Below are 15,429 nucleotides of genomic sequence, written 5' to 3'. Positions count from 1 at the left end.
TATGAAAAATATTCATCTGTTAATTCAAAAAAATTAAATCGTATAATTATGTTTTTTACTCATTCTCAAATTAATGATTAGCCATATAATTTGAAAAAATACCGGTATGATAAACGTGATTAATAAAACGATAAGTGATATTGATTTAATTTCAGGTGTTTGAATAACACCAGCACCATCAACCTCTCGTAACCAAATAATAGCGGCCCATATTCCAAAAACGATAATCCAAAATAGGTTACCAATCCACCAAGAAATCCATCGTTTTTTCATGTTAGCACCCCCTACATTTATCTACTGTTAAAAGTATATTTTCTTTTGTTACATTTATAATGAAACAACTTTAAAATCAGTTTTTAACTGTATATCTAACTTGTTTGAAGGTTACTATTTCTCCATCATCATCATCGTCTTTCGTTTGTAAAAGTTGAACTTTTGGTTTGTAGTCCGTCCTATGAGCGTGTTCGATATCTTTAATGTTAAGTTTGTAGGATTCACCATTTTTTAGTTTTTGTTCCAACACTTTTTTATTAGCAATATAAATAAAAGTTACTTTATTTTCATCAATGCCTTTAGTTTTAATTTCTAATTCATTGTCTTTTGCTGTGATCGTTGGTGTTAATAATTCCATACTGCCTTTCCCGCTTTCTAAAGAATTCTCTGCTATAGTTGAACATCCTGATAATATGATTCCAGTGAATAGAAGAACAAGTAATTTCTTTTTCATAACATCCCCTCCGATTCTATGTGATTTTTGATTTTGGTATTGCTAGATTACTAGTGTGGAGCGTAAATGTTTAGTTAGTACCCCCTTAATTGTACCATAATATGTAAATTAAAACAGGGTGTATATCCAATTTAAGGGAGATTGAAGAATTTACTGATTGTTGTAAATTCTTGTGTTTTAGCTTCTATTTCAATCGAAATGTAGACGAGAGAAAGAAATTTTTTTATAGAAATTACAATTTTTACATTTTACAATAATGATAGGGAATAGATGAATTCATTCACTTCGGAGGTAGTTATTTGAACATTAATGAGAAGGCAATTGAAATGTTTGAACAAAATAAATATGAGGAAGAGAATGATGAGAAAGCTCTTGAATTAATAAGAGAAGTTGTTAAGTTGAATCCTTCTTCATACTTTCCCTATAACATCTTAGGGGAAATTTATATAAAACAAAAAAAGTGGGAAGAAGCGAAGGAAGTATTACAAAAATCTATTTCGATTCAACCATCGGATGAAGCATATCATAATGTAGCTGTAGCTCATTATAAACTTGGAGAGCTGGAAAAAGCTTCGGAATTTTTTTTACGAGTTGCAGGGGATTCGGACTATATCATGTATAGCTATGTAAAATGTTTAATTGATTTAGAACGAACGACAGAAGCAAAAGAGAAGTTAGATACTTTTAACAGGGAAGCTGATAATTTTTTAGGGGAAATTAATGTAGCAGATTTATATGTTGAGTTGAATTGCTATAAAGAAGCAATTGAATGGTTCGAAAAGGGATATAAAGAATGCTGGAAAAGTCCTAATTGGATTGGTAAATTTGTGTATGCTCTATATAAAACGAATAATTTCTCCCGTATAAATGAAGTTATACGGGAATGTATCGAAGCGAAAACAGCAGAAATAGAAGATGTTCAGAATGAAGAAGTAGAAGAAAACTGGACAGAAAATGATAAGAAAGAGTTAATTGAGGAATATACAGAAGAGAATAATTGTTATAAAACAATGGTAGAACGTATCAAATCTGGATACGTTCCAGGATTAGAGTTTGAAACTGATTATATAGGGGCTTGCTATTTATTTGGTTGTAAAAGACATAATCACCTTGAATATGAAAAATAAAAAGATTCGACTGTCAAAGATGATGGTCGAATCTTTTTCGTTATAGGTCGCTTGTATTACATAGGTGTATATCCTCTTTAGAGGCCACTTTTTTTATATTCAAAATATGTAGTGAAATAAAACCAATAAGTCCTATTCCGCCAAAAATAAGCCATGGTGTATACATTCCGCTTAAGTTGGATGTAAAAGATGTACCGGTATAATTACCAATGATAAAACCAAATGCGAGTGATAGTTGATAAAATCCGAAGAAAGTGGCTGTATATGATTCATTACTGTAATTTGCAATAGTGATATCAGCGTTAGGTAATACGAGTGTTTCACCGATTGTAAATAAAATTACACAAATAAAGAGCCAATATGGGTGTTGAAATAAAGGAATGAGTAAAAAGGAAATACTCATTAATAAAACACCGTATTTAATAATTGAAAGTGTGTTGTATTTGTGGAATAATTTTCGGAATAATACCATAAATATGACGCCTGTTATCGCATTTATCGTAATAACGAGTGTAGCAAGTTGATTGCTACTACTAATGTTTTTCATATGAAGTGGAAGTGCGACAGTAAGTTGAGTAAACATAATATAGAAGAAAATCATGATAAAGGAAAACAGAAGGAAAGACTTGTTTTGTAAGATGGCCTGTATTCCTAATGTAATAGACGTGTTTTCAGTAGTGACTTGGAAGTGATTTTTAAGTAAGTAAAAGATAAAAGCGAATAACAGCATAAGTGATCCTGTTAGAGAGAAGGCATAGATTGGATCAAGTAAGAGTAAGAACCCTCCTGCAATTGGTCCGATTATTGCACCGCAATTAAAGCTAAGGTTTAAATATGTAAATAAATTTTTTCTCAAATGAGCTGGTTGTGAACCGAATATGGCGCGCGCAGCAGGTTCGTAAAATGCAGTTCCGAAGCCAATAAGTGCAGAAGAAATAGAAATTGTATAGAAATCAGAGCATATTCCTAAAGCGATAAATCCGATTCCTCTCAAAAATAAACCGGCTATCATCATAATGATATAGCCTATTTTGTCAGCAATTAACCCTGAGAATAATGGGATAACTCGTGATGTAATTGTCATAACCGTCAACACTGTTCCTACTTGGACAGCAGAAAAATGAAGAAAGGTTAATAGATAAATAGCTAAAAATGCGTATACTGCAAAATACCCAAAAGACATAAAAAATGAAGAAATAAGCATGAAACGTATCGGTGTTGAGAAACTTTTCATAGAAATCCTCCTAATTATGTAACCAGTAAAATTATTTGATGGTTAACTATTTTATACTATAATTATACATAAAGTCAGAAAAAAGTAAATTTTAAGAAGAAGGTGGATCGAATTGAATCAAAACGCTCCAAATGAACTAGAATATATTCGGGAATTTTTAAATACATGGAGAATACCAAACGATACGAGAGAGCCAATTGATTTGCTGCAAACAGAAGAAGACATAAAGCTTTTTATGAAAGAATATTTTGATGAAGAGTTTCCATTTCATACGATAGAGGAATTAAGAGGTTTTCGAGAAGATATTCGGATGACAATTGAAGGCGAAGGATCATTGCAAAAATGGTTAGAGAAATACCCATTTCATGTACATATAAAGGATGATATGAAAGGTATTACATATGAACCGGTATATGAAGAGAATGTGTATACAAAAGTGTTAAGCATTGTGTTAATGTCAATTCAAGAAAATGTATGGGGAAGGTTAAAAGCATGTCCAGATTGTCGCTGGGTATTTTATGATCATTCGCGAAATGGAAGTAAAAGATGGTGCGGTATGTATGCTGGAGAAGAAGGAGGAAGAGCATGCGGTACGATTGCGAAAGTGAAAAACTACCGGGCGAAGAGAAAAGGGCGATCTGGTTATGATATGTAATTAATATTAGAGAAAGAAAAATGGATGGGGGAATGTAGAATATGAAAGGTACGCAAATGTTAGCTTTAAATAAAAAGTGTTGGGATACAGTTGCACCTTATTTCTTTCAAGTGGATTGTTTACCTAAATATGGTCCGTATACGGCGTCTGAAGATGAGATTCGTTTGTTCGATTCAATCAGAAAGAAAAAGGTTCTTGATATTGGCTGTGGAAGTGGGCATTCGTTGCAATATATGGCGGAACAAGGGGCAGAGGAATTATGGGGGCTTGATCTTTCGAGTACACAAATTGAAATAGCGAATAAGACGTTAAAGGATTGGAATCCAAAGTTAGTATGCGGAGCAATGGAAGAAGAAGGCGATATTCCGAAAGGATATTTTGATATTGTATATTCCATTTATGCATTAGGTTGGACTTCGGATTTAAGAAAAACGTTGGAACTGATTTATTCATATGTAAAGCCAGGGGGAAGTTTTATTTTTAGTTGGGAGCACCCGGTATATTCAAACTTACAGTATGGTACGGAAGAAGTTGCTATAAAGTCTTCTTATCATGAGGAAACGCCCATTACGTTTGAAACATTTAAAGGAGAAAATGTACAAGCGACATTATATAAGAGAAAAATAAGTACATACATAAATGAGTTAAATAGAGTGGGATTTAAAATTGAGAGAATAGAAGAGCCTGAACCATCAAGCTCGTTTGATGGAGAACTAGCTGAGCCGTCTACGAAGTATTATTCTTTATATAAAGCTAGAATGGTGCCGACTACTTTTATTATTAAAGCTAGAAAGTAAAGTGTTTTTATAAAAGAAGCCTATGATTTCAAATAGATGAAATCATAGGCTTCTTTATTTTAAAAAAATGAGGTCAAAGGTGTACTTTTCTTATAAAAATGCATTTCATATAAAAGGTGTAATTATTTTGGGGAAGGGGGATTGTTGTGCGTCATCATAGAAAGTGCAAAAAATTTGGAGTGGCACTGCCTCTTCCGCTTATAGGAGCAACGGGTCCGACAGGTAATAGTGGTCCAATCGGTCCAACTGGAGGGCATGAAGGTCCTGTTGGTCCTACAGGGGTGACTGGACCGACGGGAGCAACTGGGCCCCAAGGTCCTCAAGGTATCAGGGGAATACAAGGTCCCCAAGGGACAACAGGAGCACAAGGAATACAAGGGGCTATTGGTGATACAGGAGAGCAAGGTATAACTGGTCCGACTGGTCTCCAAGGTGCTCAAGGATTAATCGGTAACCAAGGTCTAATTGGTGATATTGGAGTACAAGGATTAGAAGGAATACAAGGAGCAACGGGTCCTGCTGGTAGTCAAGGTATACAAGGCACACAAGGAATACAAGGGGAAATAGGCGAGCGAGGACAAACAGGGGCACAAGGAATGCAAGGAGAGAGAGGCATAACTGGTCCACAAGGCCCTCAAGGTGTTCAAGGAATACAAGGAGAGCAAGGGGCTATTGGTATACAAGGAGAAGACGGCTTCCAAGGTATACAAGGAATTACTGGAGAGGAAGGCCCGCAAGGAGCTCAAGGAATACAAGGGGAAGTGGGTCCAACTGGTTCTACTGGAATGCAAGGTGCCCAAGGTGTAGTTGGAGCAGTTGGAGTACAAGGAGCACAAGGTCCTCAAGGTAACCAAGGTATAACAGGTCCAACGGGTGCAGAAGGTTCTCAAGGAATACAAGGTCCGCTGGGAGTAACTGGTCCAACTGGTGCAGAAGGTCCTAAAGGTATTCAAGGTATTCAAGGTGTGATAGGTCCAACAGGTGCACAAGGAATGGTGGGAATACAAGGGATAGCTGGTCCAGTTGGTGTTACAGGAGCGGAAGGAGCTCAAGGAGCACAAGGAATCCGAGGAGCAACCGGCCCAGCTGGAGCACAAGGAATCCAAGGCGTACAAGGAATTCAAGGGGAAACAGGAGCAGCTGGAACACAAGGTCCTCAAGGTGTTCAAGGGATACAAGGGACTACCGGATTGACAGGTACACAAGGTGCCCAAGGTCCTCAAGGAGTGCAAGGAATAATAGGACCGACTGGAGCTATCGGTTTGCAAGGTCCTCAAGGATTACAAGGAATAACGGGTCCAACAGGAGCGCAAGGAGTGCAAGGAATACAAGGTGTGCAAGGAATTATCGGTCCAACAGGTGCACAAGGAATTAGAGGCCCCCAAGGAAATACAGGGGAAATTGGTATAACAGGACCTCAAGGAGTCCAAGGAGCGCAAGGTAGTCAAGGGCCCCAAGGTCCACAAGGAAATGTTGGAATTACAGGTGCAACGGGTGAAACTGGGGCAACTGGAGCAACCGGGGCAACTGGACCACAAGGTGTGCAAGGAGTGCAAGGGATTACGGGAATACAAGGAATAACGGGAACGACAGGTAATACAGGTGCAACGGGTTCGCAAGGAATACAAGGTATACAAGGAGTTCAAGGTTTGCAAGGCCCAACTGGAGCAAGTGGGGTGACAGGTGCTAGTGGTAGTATAGGCCCAGTTGGAGCACAAGGTAGTCAGGGCCCAAGTGGCGTGGTGGGACCGACAGGAGCAACTGGTAGTGCAGGTTCAATAGGTTTCTTTGGAATAGCGGGAGCGACAGGAGCGACTGGTTTACCTAGTGGGGGCGGTTATTTCTTTTCTACTTCAACGAGTACAATTGCAGCGAATGCGTTAATACCAATTAATTCTGGATCCACTGTATATGGAACTGGTGTATCTTTAACTAGTGCTACGACAGTCACAGTAACGACGCCAGGAATATATTTAGTAAGCTACTATTTTCAAGGGGATGCAAATGGTGGGAATGAGACAGTATCTGTTAGATTGCTATTAAATGGAACGCAACTAACAGGGAGTTTTATACAAAACGTAACGACATCAACTGTAGTAATCGAACCAGCCATTTCAAATACACTTCTTGTGAATGTGACGAGTGCCAATTCAACATTAATATTACAAAATGGCCCGTTAGGTGTAGGGCATGTGACTACTATAGCAGGTGCGATTACAGCAAGCTTAAATGTAGTGAGAATTTTATAAAGAATATAAAAAACACAAGGAATGTCTTTGTAAGACACACCTTGTGTTTTTTAATATTAAATAAACATTTTCTTTATCTTTTCGGTTGAAAAATATGCTGAAAGAAGTATTTGTGATGTAAGTTATCTACAACCTTATTTGCTTGATATGTGCGTTGTTTTTCAATTCGAAGTCTTTGCTCCATCATTTTAATTGCGTGATCAGATAAACGTAACATAATACATTCTCCTTTTCTATAAATATAGGTGACTATTTGATATCGATCCCATATTTATAATTAAGGAGGCAAAATGTGTAACATAGGCAAAAAGCACCTTCCTCTCCCATTACGCTTACGAGGTTAGCTGTCGGACTCGGGAAGTGAGAGTTTCCCTACTTAAAAAAGATTCGCCCCAAGTAGCATAGCTACAAAAATGGTTCCCCCGCTCCAAAATTTGGACTCAGCAAAAGGTTTTATAAAGTAAAAAATAACATAAAGGAGCGAACAAGTCAAATTATTTTGTGTATTCTGTCTTTTTTAATTGCGTAAGAATCATACCGTCAGGAAGTATTGTATCTGATACTGTAATGAATCCGTGTTTTTTATATAAAGTAATAGCAGGGGTATTCGCTTTACCTGTTTGTACAATGTATGCCATTGAAGAGGGAAACATGTTAAATATATAAATTAGGAGTTTCGTTGCGATTCCTTTTTGAAAAAAATTGGGCGATACAACTAACCTGTGGATATCGATTAGTTTTTCTTCTTGTACAAAAGAAATAAAACCGACAAGTTTATTTTCAGAAAAATATCCATAGAATGTTTCAACGCAATTTTGAATATCGTTTACAGTATCATATAAACGAGGTATGGCAGTACTATTTAAGTAGTCTGCTTCAACTTTATAAGCTGGAATTTGAACCTGTAAAATGGATGTTGCTACTTCAAAAGAAGTGGAATTTAACTTAAGAATCATAGACAATGAAGCCTCCTTTAAATATGGTATATGAATATAATTGCTTTATGGGTGAGTTTGACAATATTTTTCTTTTTTGCATATAATATATGTATCTCCATATGTAAAATAGTAGTAAATATATTTCTATAGTGAAATATGATTAGCAATGATAAATACATATGTTTGTATTGAATCATACAAACTATAATAGAAATGGAGGACTAAAAATGGGATGGATTATCACATTAATAGTTGGTGCTATTATAGGTGCAATTGCTAGTTCTATAACAGGTAAAAATTTCCCAGGTGGTATGTTCGGAAATATTATCGCAGGTTTATTAGGTGCTTCGTTAGGTGGTAGATTATTTGGATCCTTTGGGCCATCATTTGGTGGGATTCATGTCGTGCCGGCATTATTAGGTGCAATCGTGTTAATTCTTATTGTATCATTTGTAGTGAAAGCTGCAAGGAAATAGAGATATAGATTATGATGAAGAGCCCTGAATAAGGGCTTTTCATCATTCGAAGAGGTGGTTTCATTGGAGAAAATAAATATAAGAAAAAGAGATAAGTTAAGAAAGTTTTTTAGAGAACAAAATTATTTGGCGGTATTACTTGGATTTGCGTTATTGTTCATTAATATTTTATTGCTAACAAAAATATCATTTGTTTTTACACCGTTTATCGTATTTTTAAAAACAATTTTCTTCCCAGTACTATTAGCAGGCGTGCTATTTTATATTTTGCATCCATTCGTTTCGCTTTTAGAAAAGAAAGGTGTTTCAAGAATCGTATCGATAGCTTCCATATATTTAATCGTACTAGGATTATTTGTATTTTTAGTTGTAACGGTTATCCCTATTATTAAAGATCAAATTGATGCATTAATTGATAACTTACCGTATTTTGGCCATGAGATTGAACAAGCAGCACGTAGATTCGGGGAAAGTAATTTACTCGGTAAAATTCAGGAGAATTTAAATATTAATGTTGCGAATATGGTAAAAGAATACACAGTTGATTTTACAAAGTCATTATCATCAGTAACTGGGAATGTAACTGGATTTTTGAGTACTGTTACAGAGGTTGTTTTGACATTTGTAATGGTTCCATTTATATTGTTCTATCTTTTAAAAGATGGTGAGCAATTGCCGAATCACTTTTTAAAGTTTATTTCAGAGCAAAGACAACCAGCAGCAATGAGAATACTAGATGATATGCATTATGCGATTAGCTCGTATATTAGAGGTCAAATTATCGTCAGCTTATTTATCGGTATTATGCTATTAATTGGTTATCTTATTATTGGTATTAAATATGCGGTATTACTTGCGATTTTAGCGATGATTGTAAATATCGTTCCGTACGTAGGACCAATTATCGCGATTACACCAGCGTTAATTATCGCATTTATCGACTCGCCAGCAATGGTGTTAAAAGTAATTATCGTTATGATGGTTGTACAATTAGCAGAAGGTAAATTTATTTCTCCGCAAGTTATGGGTAAAAAGTTAGATATTCATCCGATTACTATCATTTTTATCATTTTAACTGCCGGAAACTTATTCGGGATTATGGGCATTATTTTGGCCATTCCAGGATATGCGATATTAAAAGTGTTAGTTACACACGGTTATAGATTTGTTAAGTTGAATACGTGAAAAAAAGCGCTAAAACAGTTGGAACTGTTTTAGCGCTTTTTTATTAACAATTCATTTGCATATTGGCGTGCCCATTGATCTGCTTCTAATATAGCATCTAGTGAAGGATCTTTTACGTTATGATGAGCTTCAACTGTTTTGTAAATTGTTTTTTCAATATCGAAAAAGGCAATTTCATTTTTTAAGAATAGCGCATTCGCAATTTCATTTGCTGCATTTAATACAGCGGGAGTAGTACCACCGATTTTGCCACATTCATATGCGTATTGTAGACAAGGGAACTTCTCTAAATCTGGTTTTTCAAAATGTAAACTACCGATTTCTAATAAATTTAATTTTTCATAGGAAGAAGGCAGCCGAGTAGGATAGTGAAACGCATATTGAATCGGCATTCTCATATCAGGAGCACCGAGCTGCGCCATAACTGATCCATCAATAAATTCTACTAAAGAATGAATGATACTTTCTTTATGAATCATTACATTAATTTTTTTATATGGAATATCAAATAGCCATCTCGCTTCCATTACTTCGAACCCTTTATTCATTAATGTGGCAGAATCAATCGTTAGTTTTGCGCCCATTAACCAGTTTGGGTGCTTTAAAGCATCTTTTGCTTGTAATGTTTGCATTTCATCACGTGTTTTATCACGGAAAGCACCACCGGAAGCTGTTACAATTAACTTCTCAATCTCTTTATTATTTTCTCCGTTTAAACATTGGAAAATAGCTGAATGCTCACTATCTACTGGAATTAAGCGACATCCGTTTTGTTTCGCTAGTTCAGTTACGATATGTCCAGCTGCAACCAAAGTTTCTTTATTAGCAATAGCGATATCTTTCTTCGCTTTTAATGCTTCAATTGTTGGAAGTAATCCTGAAACACCTACAACAGAGCTTAATACAAGATTTGAATCAGGGTGAGTAGCTACTGCAATTAAGCCATCAGTCCCGTGTGTGATTTTTGTATTTGCTGAAATACGCGTACGAAGCTTGTCTGCTAAGTCTTTTGTCGCAACGCTTACAATACGAGGTTGAAACGTTTTGATTTGTTGCTCAAGAAGATTGATATTATAATTTGCGGTTAAACCGACGATTTTAAAATGTTCAGGATGAGCTGAAACGACATCTAATGCAGATGTGCCGATGGATCCTGTTGAACCTAAAATTGATATATATTTTACCATGAAAAAACCTCCAAAGTTGTTTCGAATATTTCAACAAACCTATATAACATTAGACAATTGAAGTGGAAATTCCTGCTATATAAAATAGAAAATTAGGGTTTGTTTGGAAGTGAAATGTGATAAACTGTAAAAAATAACGAAAAAGCAATGAAAGAGAAGAGTACATATTCGAAACTTTTTAGAGAGCTGATGTGTGGTGGAAATCAGTAAGGGATGAATATGGAATGGGCTCTGGAGCTTCTAACTGAAATGAGTAGGTAAAGACGGTTACTTCACGTTATTGAAGTATGAAGTGAGCTAATGATAGCTAATTAAGGTGGTACCGCGGGAGTCTCTCGTCCTTTTTTAAGGATGAGGGGCTCTTTTTATTTTGAGAAAGGAGGAGTTAGTGTGAGTGAAAAAATAATGTTAACAGGAATTAAGCCGACAGGTTATCCGCATTTAGGGAATTATATTGGTGCGATTAAACCTGCATTACAAATGTCAAAGAATAATGAAGGAAAAGCATTGTACTTTATAGCTGATTATCATGCATTAAATGCTGTGCATGATTCAGAAAAGTTCAGCAGTTATACGAAAGAGGTAGCAGCTACTTGGTTATCACTTGGACTTGGTGAAGATGTTGTTTTTTATCGGCAAACAGAAGTACCGGAAATTCTAGAATTAGCTTGGATTTTAGCTTGCCTAACTCCGAAAGGTCTTATGAACCGTGCTCATGCGTATAAAGCGAAGGTGGAGCAAAATAAAGAAGCAGGGTTAGAGGTCGATGCGGGAGTGAATATGGGGTTATACACGTACCCGATTTTAATGGCAGCTGACATATTATTATTTCAAGCTACTCATGTACCAGTTGGAAAAGACCAAATTCAGCATATTGAAATTGCGCGTGATATTGCGACGTATTTTAATCATACATTTGGCACGACATTTACACTACCGGAGTATGTAGTGCAAGAAGAAGGAGCTATTTTACCTGGTCTTGATGGAAGGAAGATGAGTAAAAGTTACGGAAATGTAATCCCATTATTTGCAGAGCAAGAAAAACTTCGAAAGTTAATATTTAAAATCAAAACAGACTCTTCACTTCCAAATGAACCGAAAGAATTAGAAACATTATTTATGATATATAAAGAGTTTGCGACAGAAGACGAAGTACAGTCATTACGTGAAAAATATGAGACTGGAATCGGATGGGGCGATGTGAAAAAAGAGTTGTTTCGCGTTGTAGATCGTGAGTTAGCTGGACCTCGTGAAAAGTACGCAATGTATATGAATGAGCCGGATTTATTATATGAAGCATTAGAAAACGGTGCTGAGAAGGCACGCGCTATTGCGAAGGTGAATTTAGCGGAAATTAAAAAACGGATTGGATTTGAGAGGGAACGTTAAGCGTTCCCTTATTTTTTTAGATAATCTGTAATAATCTTCTCGATAACAGGAGGAAGATTATTAGGTAATTCATTAAGTGAAAAGAAGCGTAGTTCTTTCGATTCCGTATGGTCGCATACAAGCTCACCGTGGAATTCGCGGCAAATATAAACAACGAGTACACCGTGTACTTGATCGCCGTTTGGGTAGATTTGAAAGTAATCTGGTCCAGAGTATGTACGGAATAGTTCTGGATTTTTAATAATAAGTCCAGTTTCTTCAAACACTTCTCGCTTTAAAGCGTCTTCTAATGTTTCGTTATATTCTAAGGCACCGCCAATAATGCCCCAGCGGTTAAAATCTGTACGGAGCTGCAGCAATACTTCATCTTTTTCATTTAATATAATGGCGTGTGATCCTATTAGAATAAGTGGATGATTTCCTACTAGATTTCTCATATCTTCAATATAACCCATGTCATTGCTCCTTGTATTTAATAATAGTTAGGAAGTTCTTTTAACATTCTTTCTGTTTTACGTGCTGTAAAGGCTAAGTTATGGTCATCTTTCGTTCTGAAAAATAATGTGCGTAAAAAGGTTTTAATATTGGCACATAAAATACAATACTCATTAAGCGAAAGGCGTTTTCTAATTTGAGGAAGCCTTTTTATTTTTTTATGAATAATAGAAATTAAATCGTTCTGAGGAAAATCATGATACAGCATTGCTAGTAATGGAGTAACAATGCGTTCATCTTCGTTATTATGAAAAAGGTCAGATGGAATAAAGATTTTATTTAATAAACAATGAATTAATTCTTCGTACCATTCAAAAGTTGTATACGTATTATGAACAATTTCAGTAAAGGCATCAGATACATGAGCAAGACAATGAGCCCATCCTTTATTTTCAATATAGCCCCGAAAATCCGTTTCTAAGTTTGTGTATGTAATGAGTTTATTTTTTATTTCTTCGAGATCCTCCTCTGTACAAAAGTAGTGCGAATTAGCGAATTGGAGTATTAACGCAATTAACGAAACAGTGTAAGAACGTGTGAAAACCCCATCTGTATGTGGGGAGTAAATGTCACAATATAAATACTCATCACTTAAACAAGTTTGCAGAAGTAATTTCAGCTGATCGTCCATAAGGAATTCATGATGAATGAAATGCGCAAAACATTTATATATAAGTTGGTAACGAACGTAGCTATCAGTCGTTCCGATATACTGAAGCATGTTCAAAGTTAACTCATTTACGTCTATATGTTGCAGTTGCGTATAGTCATTTTGTTGTATAAGCTCTAACTGTTGTTGCAATGCTGTAATATCCAATGGAGAACCTCCTCCGCACTTTAAAGATGCGATCTTTTCTAGTATTCTATATATTCAAGGACAATCCTGCTCATGCAAGGAGAACGATTAGAAATTCGAGTATGATATAGATGAGGGAAGAATATGACGACGATAGAACAGTTAGAAAAACATTTTAAAATAAGAAGAAGTGCTTCTTCTATTATGATAAAAGAAAATAATGCAGAGGTTTTTACAGAAGAGCAATTAGAAGAGATGGTGCAATATTACGTTGCTGAAGCTGAAAAAGATGGATTAGAAAAACTACATTTTGAAATCTCTTCAAAAAGTCCAAATTATGATGTGTATAAAAAATGTTTTGAAACGTATTCATTTGAATATATTACTGAAAACATGATTGTATTTAAAGATATATACGAAGTAGAAGATGTAGAAAGTGAAATTGATTTTAAGCTTATTGAAGAAGTTGGAGAAGAGGCTTTTTATTCACTGTGGAATGAAGCGACGGGAGAACCAGTCGCTCATGATCAATTTGTGCATATGATGCTAGAAGAAATTGGTGAGCAGTGGAAAGAACATTGTTTAATAGCGAGTGTAGGTGAAGAGCCGATAGGAATTGTAATTCCACATATTGAAAGAGGTGCGTTAGAAGAAGGGAAACTTATGTACTTCGCAGTTACTCCAAATATGCGTAATAAGGGATATGAAGCTGCGTTATTTGCAGGTGCGATGTTTGTCTTAAAGGAAATAGGTGCATCTTATTATATTGGTGAGACAAATATGCAAAATGAGTGGATGAAGGATGTTTTTGAAAAGAACGGATGTCAGCTGCTTAGTTGTACTGAGCGGTATGTGAGGGAGTTTTAAGATATACCCTGGGACACATCTAGTGGGAACCCGTGTACAAATTTTGAACAAGTAAAAGAACTTTTTGCCTGTTTGTAAGATAAAAAGAAAAATGAGAACGACAAAGTAGATATTTGTATAATACAATAGAGTGAGATTCGATTATAAGAGAAAGCGTTGGTGAAAGAATGGAGCAGCAAAGAAATTGGCTACAAGCAACTGTAGAAAGAATTGAAGATAATACGTTACAAATAAAGTGGGAAAATAATATAGAAGAAGTTCGTATTTATTGGAGTACTTCACCAGATCATATTGAAGAAAATGGAGAACTACTTGCAACTGTAAATGGAGAATTATCATATACAATTGAAAACCCGAGTGAAAATGAACGTCCATATTTTAGACTAGTAGGAAGTAATGGACAAGCAGTGACAGTAGCTGAGCGTAGATTGCCATTACAAGGTGCGTTTAACTTCCGTGATATGGGTGGATATGAAACGACAGATGGACGTAAAGTGAAATGGGGCAAATTATACCGTTCTGAAGAATTAGCAGGACTAACAGAGTGGGATATCGACTATTTACAAAAGTCTGGTTTAAAGTTAATTTGTGACTATCGTACAGACTTTGAGGTAAAGCATAAGCCAAATCCTGAGATTACAGGTGCTCGTCAAGTGTGCTTACCAGTTATGCAAGACTTAGCGAAAGACTTAAATATAAATGAGTTTTTCCAAGTTGGTGACCTTTCTATGTTAGGAAAACCAGGTGAGTATCTTGTGAAAATGAATCAAGATTTCGTAAGTGGCAACGAGGCATTCGTGAGCTTCTTAAACTTAGCGCAAAACCCGGAAAACTTACCGTTAGTAAACCACTGTACAGCTGGAAAAGATCGTACTGGATTTGGTTCAGCATTATTACTACTTTTACTAGGTGTACCAGAAAAAACAGTAATGGAAGACTACTTACTAAGTAACGGATTCCGTGAAAAGCTAAATGAAAAAATGATGGCCTTTTTAGGTGCGAAATTACAAAACGATGAGAGCAGAGCGATATTAGGTGCAATGTTTGAAGCGCGTGCTGAATACTTGCAAGCTGCGATTGGTGAAATTCAAAAGCAATACGGATCAGTTGAAGCATACGCTGAAAGGGCCCTTGGCTTTACGAAAGAGTCGTTAGAGGAAATGAAAGAGTTATTGCTAGAAGATTAATAATGAGAAGGAGGCTGAGCGGATTAGCCTCCTTTTACTATTGTTGCTATAATTTTGTTAATGAGGATGTTGTGCACCGAGGAGAAAATGGATGAAAAGAACTTAAGAATCGGGGGATAA

Annotated in this window: 17 protein-coding genes, 1 riboswitch and 1 other annotated feature; of the genes, 9 read left to right on the top strand and 8 right to left on the bottom strand. The window is 36.0% G+C overall.

What is annotated here, in order from left to right:
- Positions 1–33: 33 nt before the first annotated feature.
- Both ACTFR3_RS04340 and ACTFR3_RS04335 read right to left on the bottom strand, forming a co-directional pair.
- Positions 34–273: a DUF3923 family protein gene (locus ACTFR3_RS04340; protein ID WP_000747696.1), complete on the bottom strand. Its 240-nt coding sequence runs from the start codon at positions 271–273 to the stop codon at positions 34–36.
- Between the two features lie 76 nt (positions 274–349).
- Positions 350–727, bottom strand: a complete 378-nt coding sequence (locus ACTFR3_RS04335) for a hypothetical protein (protein WP_439962371.1) — start codon at positions 725–727, stop codon at positions 350–352.
- A 326-nt stretch (positions 728–1,053) separates the two neighbouring features.
- On the opposite strand from ACTFR3_RS04335, the gene ACTFR3_RS04330 reads away from it, so the two are divergent.
- Complete coding sequence (locus tag ACTFR3_RS04330; RefSeq protein ID WP_440044248.1) at positions 1,054–1,854, top strand: tetratricopeptide repeat protein; 801 nt, start codon at positions 1,054–1,056, stop codon at positions 1,852–1,854.
- 40 nt (positions 1,855–1,894) lie between these two features.
- Here ACTFR3_RS04330 and ACTFR3_RS04325 read toward each other — a convergent pair whose 3' ends face one another.
- Positions 1,895–3,088: an MDR family MFS transporter gene (locus tag ACTFR3_RS04325; protein WP_000834867.1), complete on the bottom strand. Its 1,194-nt coding sequence runs from the start codon at positions 3,086–3,088 to the stop codon at positions 1,895–1,897.
- Between the two features lie 112 nt (positions 3,089–3,200).
- On the opposite strand from ACTFR3_RS04325, the gene ACTFR3_RS04320 reads away from it, so the two are divergent.
- The 3 genes from ACTFR3_RS04320 to ACTFR3_RS04310 all read left to right on the top strand — a co-directional run bounded on the left by ACTFR3_RS04320 (position 3,201) and on the right by ACTFR3_RS04310 (position 6,789).
- Entirely contained in the window at positions 3,201–3,743 is a 543-nt protein-coding gene (locus tag ACTFR3_RS04320) for a CGNR zinc finger domain-containing protein (RefSeq protein ID WP_001072930.1), read from the top strand.
- A 41-nt stretch (positions 3,744–3,784) separates the two neighbouring features.
- On the top strand, positions 3,785–4,540 hold the full coding sequence (locus ACTFR3_RS04315) for a class I SAM-dependent methyltransferase (protein WP_000679198.1): 756 nt from the start codon (positions 3,785–3,787) through the stop codon (positions 4,538–4,540).
- Between the two features lie 146 nt (positions 4,541–4,686).
- Positions 4,687–6,789 (top strand): collagen-like protein, encoded by a 2,103-nt coding sequence (locus ACTFR3_RS04310; RefSeq protein ID WP_440044202.1) that lies wholly within the window; start codon positions 4,687–4,689, stop codon positions 6,787–6,789.
- 73 nt (positions 6,790–6,862) lie between these two features.
- On the opposite strand, the gene ACTFR3_RS04305 is transcribed toward ACTFR3_RS04310, so the two are convergent.
- Positions 6,863–7,006, bottom strand: coding sequence for a hypothetical protein (locus ACTFR3_RS04305; protein WP_000945243.1), 144 nt, complete (start codon positions 7,004–7,006; stop codon positions 6,863–6,865).
- Between the two features lie 96 nt (positions 7,007–7,102).
- A riboswitch (cyclic di-AMP (ydaO/yuaA leader) is annotated at positions 7,103–7,245 on the bottom strand.
- Positions 7,246–7,283: 38 nt separating this feature from the next.
- Complete coding sequence (locus ACTFR3_RS04300; RefSeq protein WP_000601230.1) at positions 7,284–7,745, bottom strand: GNAT family N-acetyltransferase; 462 nt, start codon at positions 7,743–7,745, stop codon at positions 7,284–7,286.
- A 209-nt stretch (positions 7,746–7,954) separates the two neighbouring features.
- Between ACTFR3_RS04300 and ACTFR3_RS04295 the strand changes: the two genes are divergently transcribed.
- Together ACTFR3_RS04295 and ACTFR3_RS04290 are read left to right on the top strand one after the other, a co-directional pair.
- Complete coding sequence (locus ACTFR3_RS04295; RefSeq protein ID WP_000539733.1) at positions 7,955–8,203, top strand: GlsB/YeaQ/YmgE family stress response membrane protein; 249 nt, start codon at positions 7,955–7,957, stop codon at positions 8,201–8,203.
- A 63-nt stretch (positions 8,204–8,266) separates the two neighbouring features.
- The gene (locus tag ACTFR3_RS04290; RefSeq protein WP_000411484.1) at positions 8,267–9,388 is read left to right on the top strand and encodes an AI-2E family transporter; all 1,122 of its coding nucleotides are present in this window, start codon (positions 8,267–8,269) and stop codon (positions 9,386–9,388) included.
- A 29-nt stretch (positions 9,389–9,417) separates the two neighbouring features.
- Here ACTFR3_RS04290 and ACTFR3_RS04285 read toward each other — a convergent pair whose 3' ends face one another.
- The gene (locus ACTFR3_RS04285; protein ID WP_439962373.1) at positions 9,418–10,575 is read right to left on the bottom strand and encodes a 1-deoxy-D-xylulose-5-phosphate reductoisomerase; all 1,158 of its coding nucleotides are present in this window, start codon (positions 10,573–10,575) and stop codon (positions 9,418–9,420) included.
- Positions 10,576–10,713: 138 nt separating this feature from the next.
- Positions 10,714–10,921, top strand: a binding site (T-box leader).
- A gap of 44 nt (positions 10,922–10,965) precedes the next feature.
- On the opposite strand from ACTFR3_RS04285, the gene ACTFR3_RS04280 reads away from it, so the two are divergent.
- Positions 10,966–11,964, top strand: coding sequence for a tryptophan--tRNA ligase (locus ACTFR3_RS04280; RefSeq protein ID WP_440044200.1), 999 nt, complete (start codon positions 10,966–10,968; stop codon positions 11,962–11,964).
- A gap of 8 nt (positions 11,965–11,972) precedes the next feature.
- On the opposite strand, the gene ACTFR3_RS04275 is transcribed toward ACTFR3_RS04280, so the two are convergent.
- Both ACTFR3_RS04275 and ACTFR3_RS04270 read right to left on the bottom strand, forming a co-directional pair.
- Positions 11,973–12,419: an NUDIX hydrolase gene (locus ACTFR3_RS04275; RefSeq protein ID WP_440042223.1), complete on the bottom strand. Its 447-nt coding sequence runs from the start codon at positions 12,417–12,419 to the stop codon at positions 11,973–11,975.
- A 17-nt stretch (positions 12,420–12,436) separates the two neighbouring features.
- Entirely contained in the window at positions 12,437–13,276 is an 840-nt protein-coding gene (locus tag ACTFR3_RS04270; RefSeq protein WP_440042222.1) for a DUF2785 domain-containing protein, read from the bottom strand.
- 123 nt (positions 13,277–13,399) lie between these two features.
- On the opposite strand from ACTFR3_RS04270, the gene ACTFR3_RS04265 reads away from it, so the two are divergent.
- Positions 13,400–14,122 carry a GNAT family N-acetyltransferase gene (locus tag ACTFR3_RS04265; RefSeq protein WP_224201185.1) on the top strand — a complete coding sequence of 241 codons (723 nt, stop codon included), beginning with the start codon at positions 13,400–13,402 and terminating at the stop codon, positions 14,120–14,122.
- A gap of 167 nt (positions 14,123–14,289) precedes the next feature.
- On the top strand, positions 14,290–15,309 hold the full coding sequence (locus tag ACTFR3_RS04260; protein ID WP_000437802.1) for a tyrosine-protein phosphatase: 1,020 nt from the start codon (positions 14,290–14,292) through the stop codon (positions 15,307–15,309).
- Positions 15,310–15,429 lie beyond the last annotated feature (120 nt).

The organism is Bacillus cereus group sp. MYBK14-1 (assembly GCF_051916885.1).
Lineage (GTDB): Bacteria > Bacillota > Bacilli > Bacillales > Bacillaceae_G > Bacillus_A > Bacillus_A cereus.
This window is presented reverse-complemented; position numbering and strand designations above follow the sequence as displayed.

Bases quoted from the DNA above. Each gene is read 5' to 3' on its own strand.
- ACTFR3_RS04315 (WP_000679198.1), top strand. From the start codon at position 3,785: ATGAAAGGTACGCAAATGTTAGCTTTAAATAAAAAGTGTTGGGATACA.
- ACTFR3_RS04275 (WP_440042223.1), bottom strand. From the start codon at position 12,419: ATGGGTTATATTGAAGATATGAGAAATCTAGTAGGAAATCATCCACTT.
- ACTFR3_RS04265 (WP_224201185.1), top strand. From the start codon at position 13,400: ATGACGACGATAGAACAGTTAGAAAAACATTTTAAAATAAGAAGAAGT.
- ACTFR3_RS04295 (WP_000539733.1), top strand. From the start codon at position 7,955: ATGGGATGGATTATCACATTAATAGTTGGTGCTATTATAGGTGCAATT.
- ACTFR3_RS04335 (WP_439962371.1), bottom strand. From the start codon at position 727: ATGAAAAAGAAATTACTTGTTCTTCTATTCACTGGAATCATATTATCA.
- ACTFR3_RS04305 (WP_000945243.1), bottom strand. From the start codon at position 7,006: ATGTTACGTTTATCTGATCACGCAATTAAAATGATGGAGCAAAGACTT.
- ACTFR3_RS04340 (WP_000747696.1), bottom strand. From the start codon at position 273: ATGAAAAAACGATGGATTTCTTGGTGGATTGGTAACCTATTTTGGATT.
- ACTFR3_RS04300 (WP_000601230.1), bottom strand. From the start codon at position 7,745: ATGATTCTTAAGTTAAATTCCACTTCTTTTGAAGTAGCAACATCCATT.
- ACTFR3_RS04285 (WP_439962373.1), bottom strand. From the start codon at position 10,575: ATGGTAAAATATATATCAATTTTAGGTTCAACAGGATCCATCGGCACA.
- ACTFR3_RS04330 (WP_440044248.1), top strand. From the start codon at position 1,054: ATGTTTGAACAAAATAAATATGAGGAAGAGAATGATGAGAAAGCTCTT.
- ACTFR3_RS04325 (WP_000834867.1), bottom strand. From the start codon at position 3,088: ATGAAAAGTTTCTCAACACCGATACGTTTCATGCTTATTTCTTCATTT.
- ACTFR3_RS04260 (WP_000437802.1), top strand. From the start codon at position 14,290: ATGGAGCAGCAAAGAAATTGGCTACAAGCAACTGTAGAAAGAATTGAA.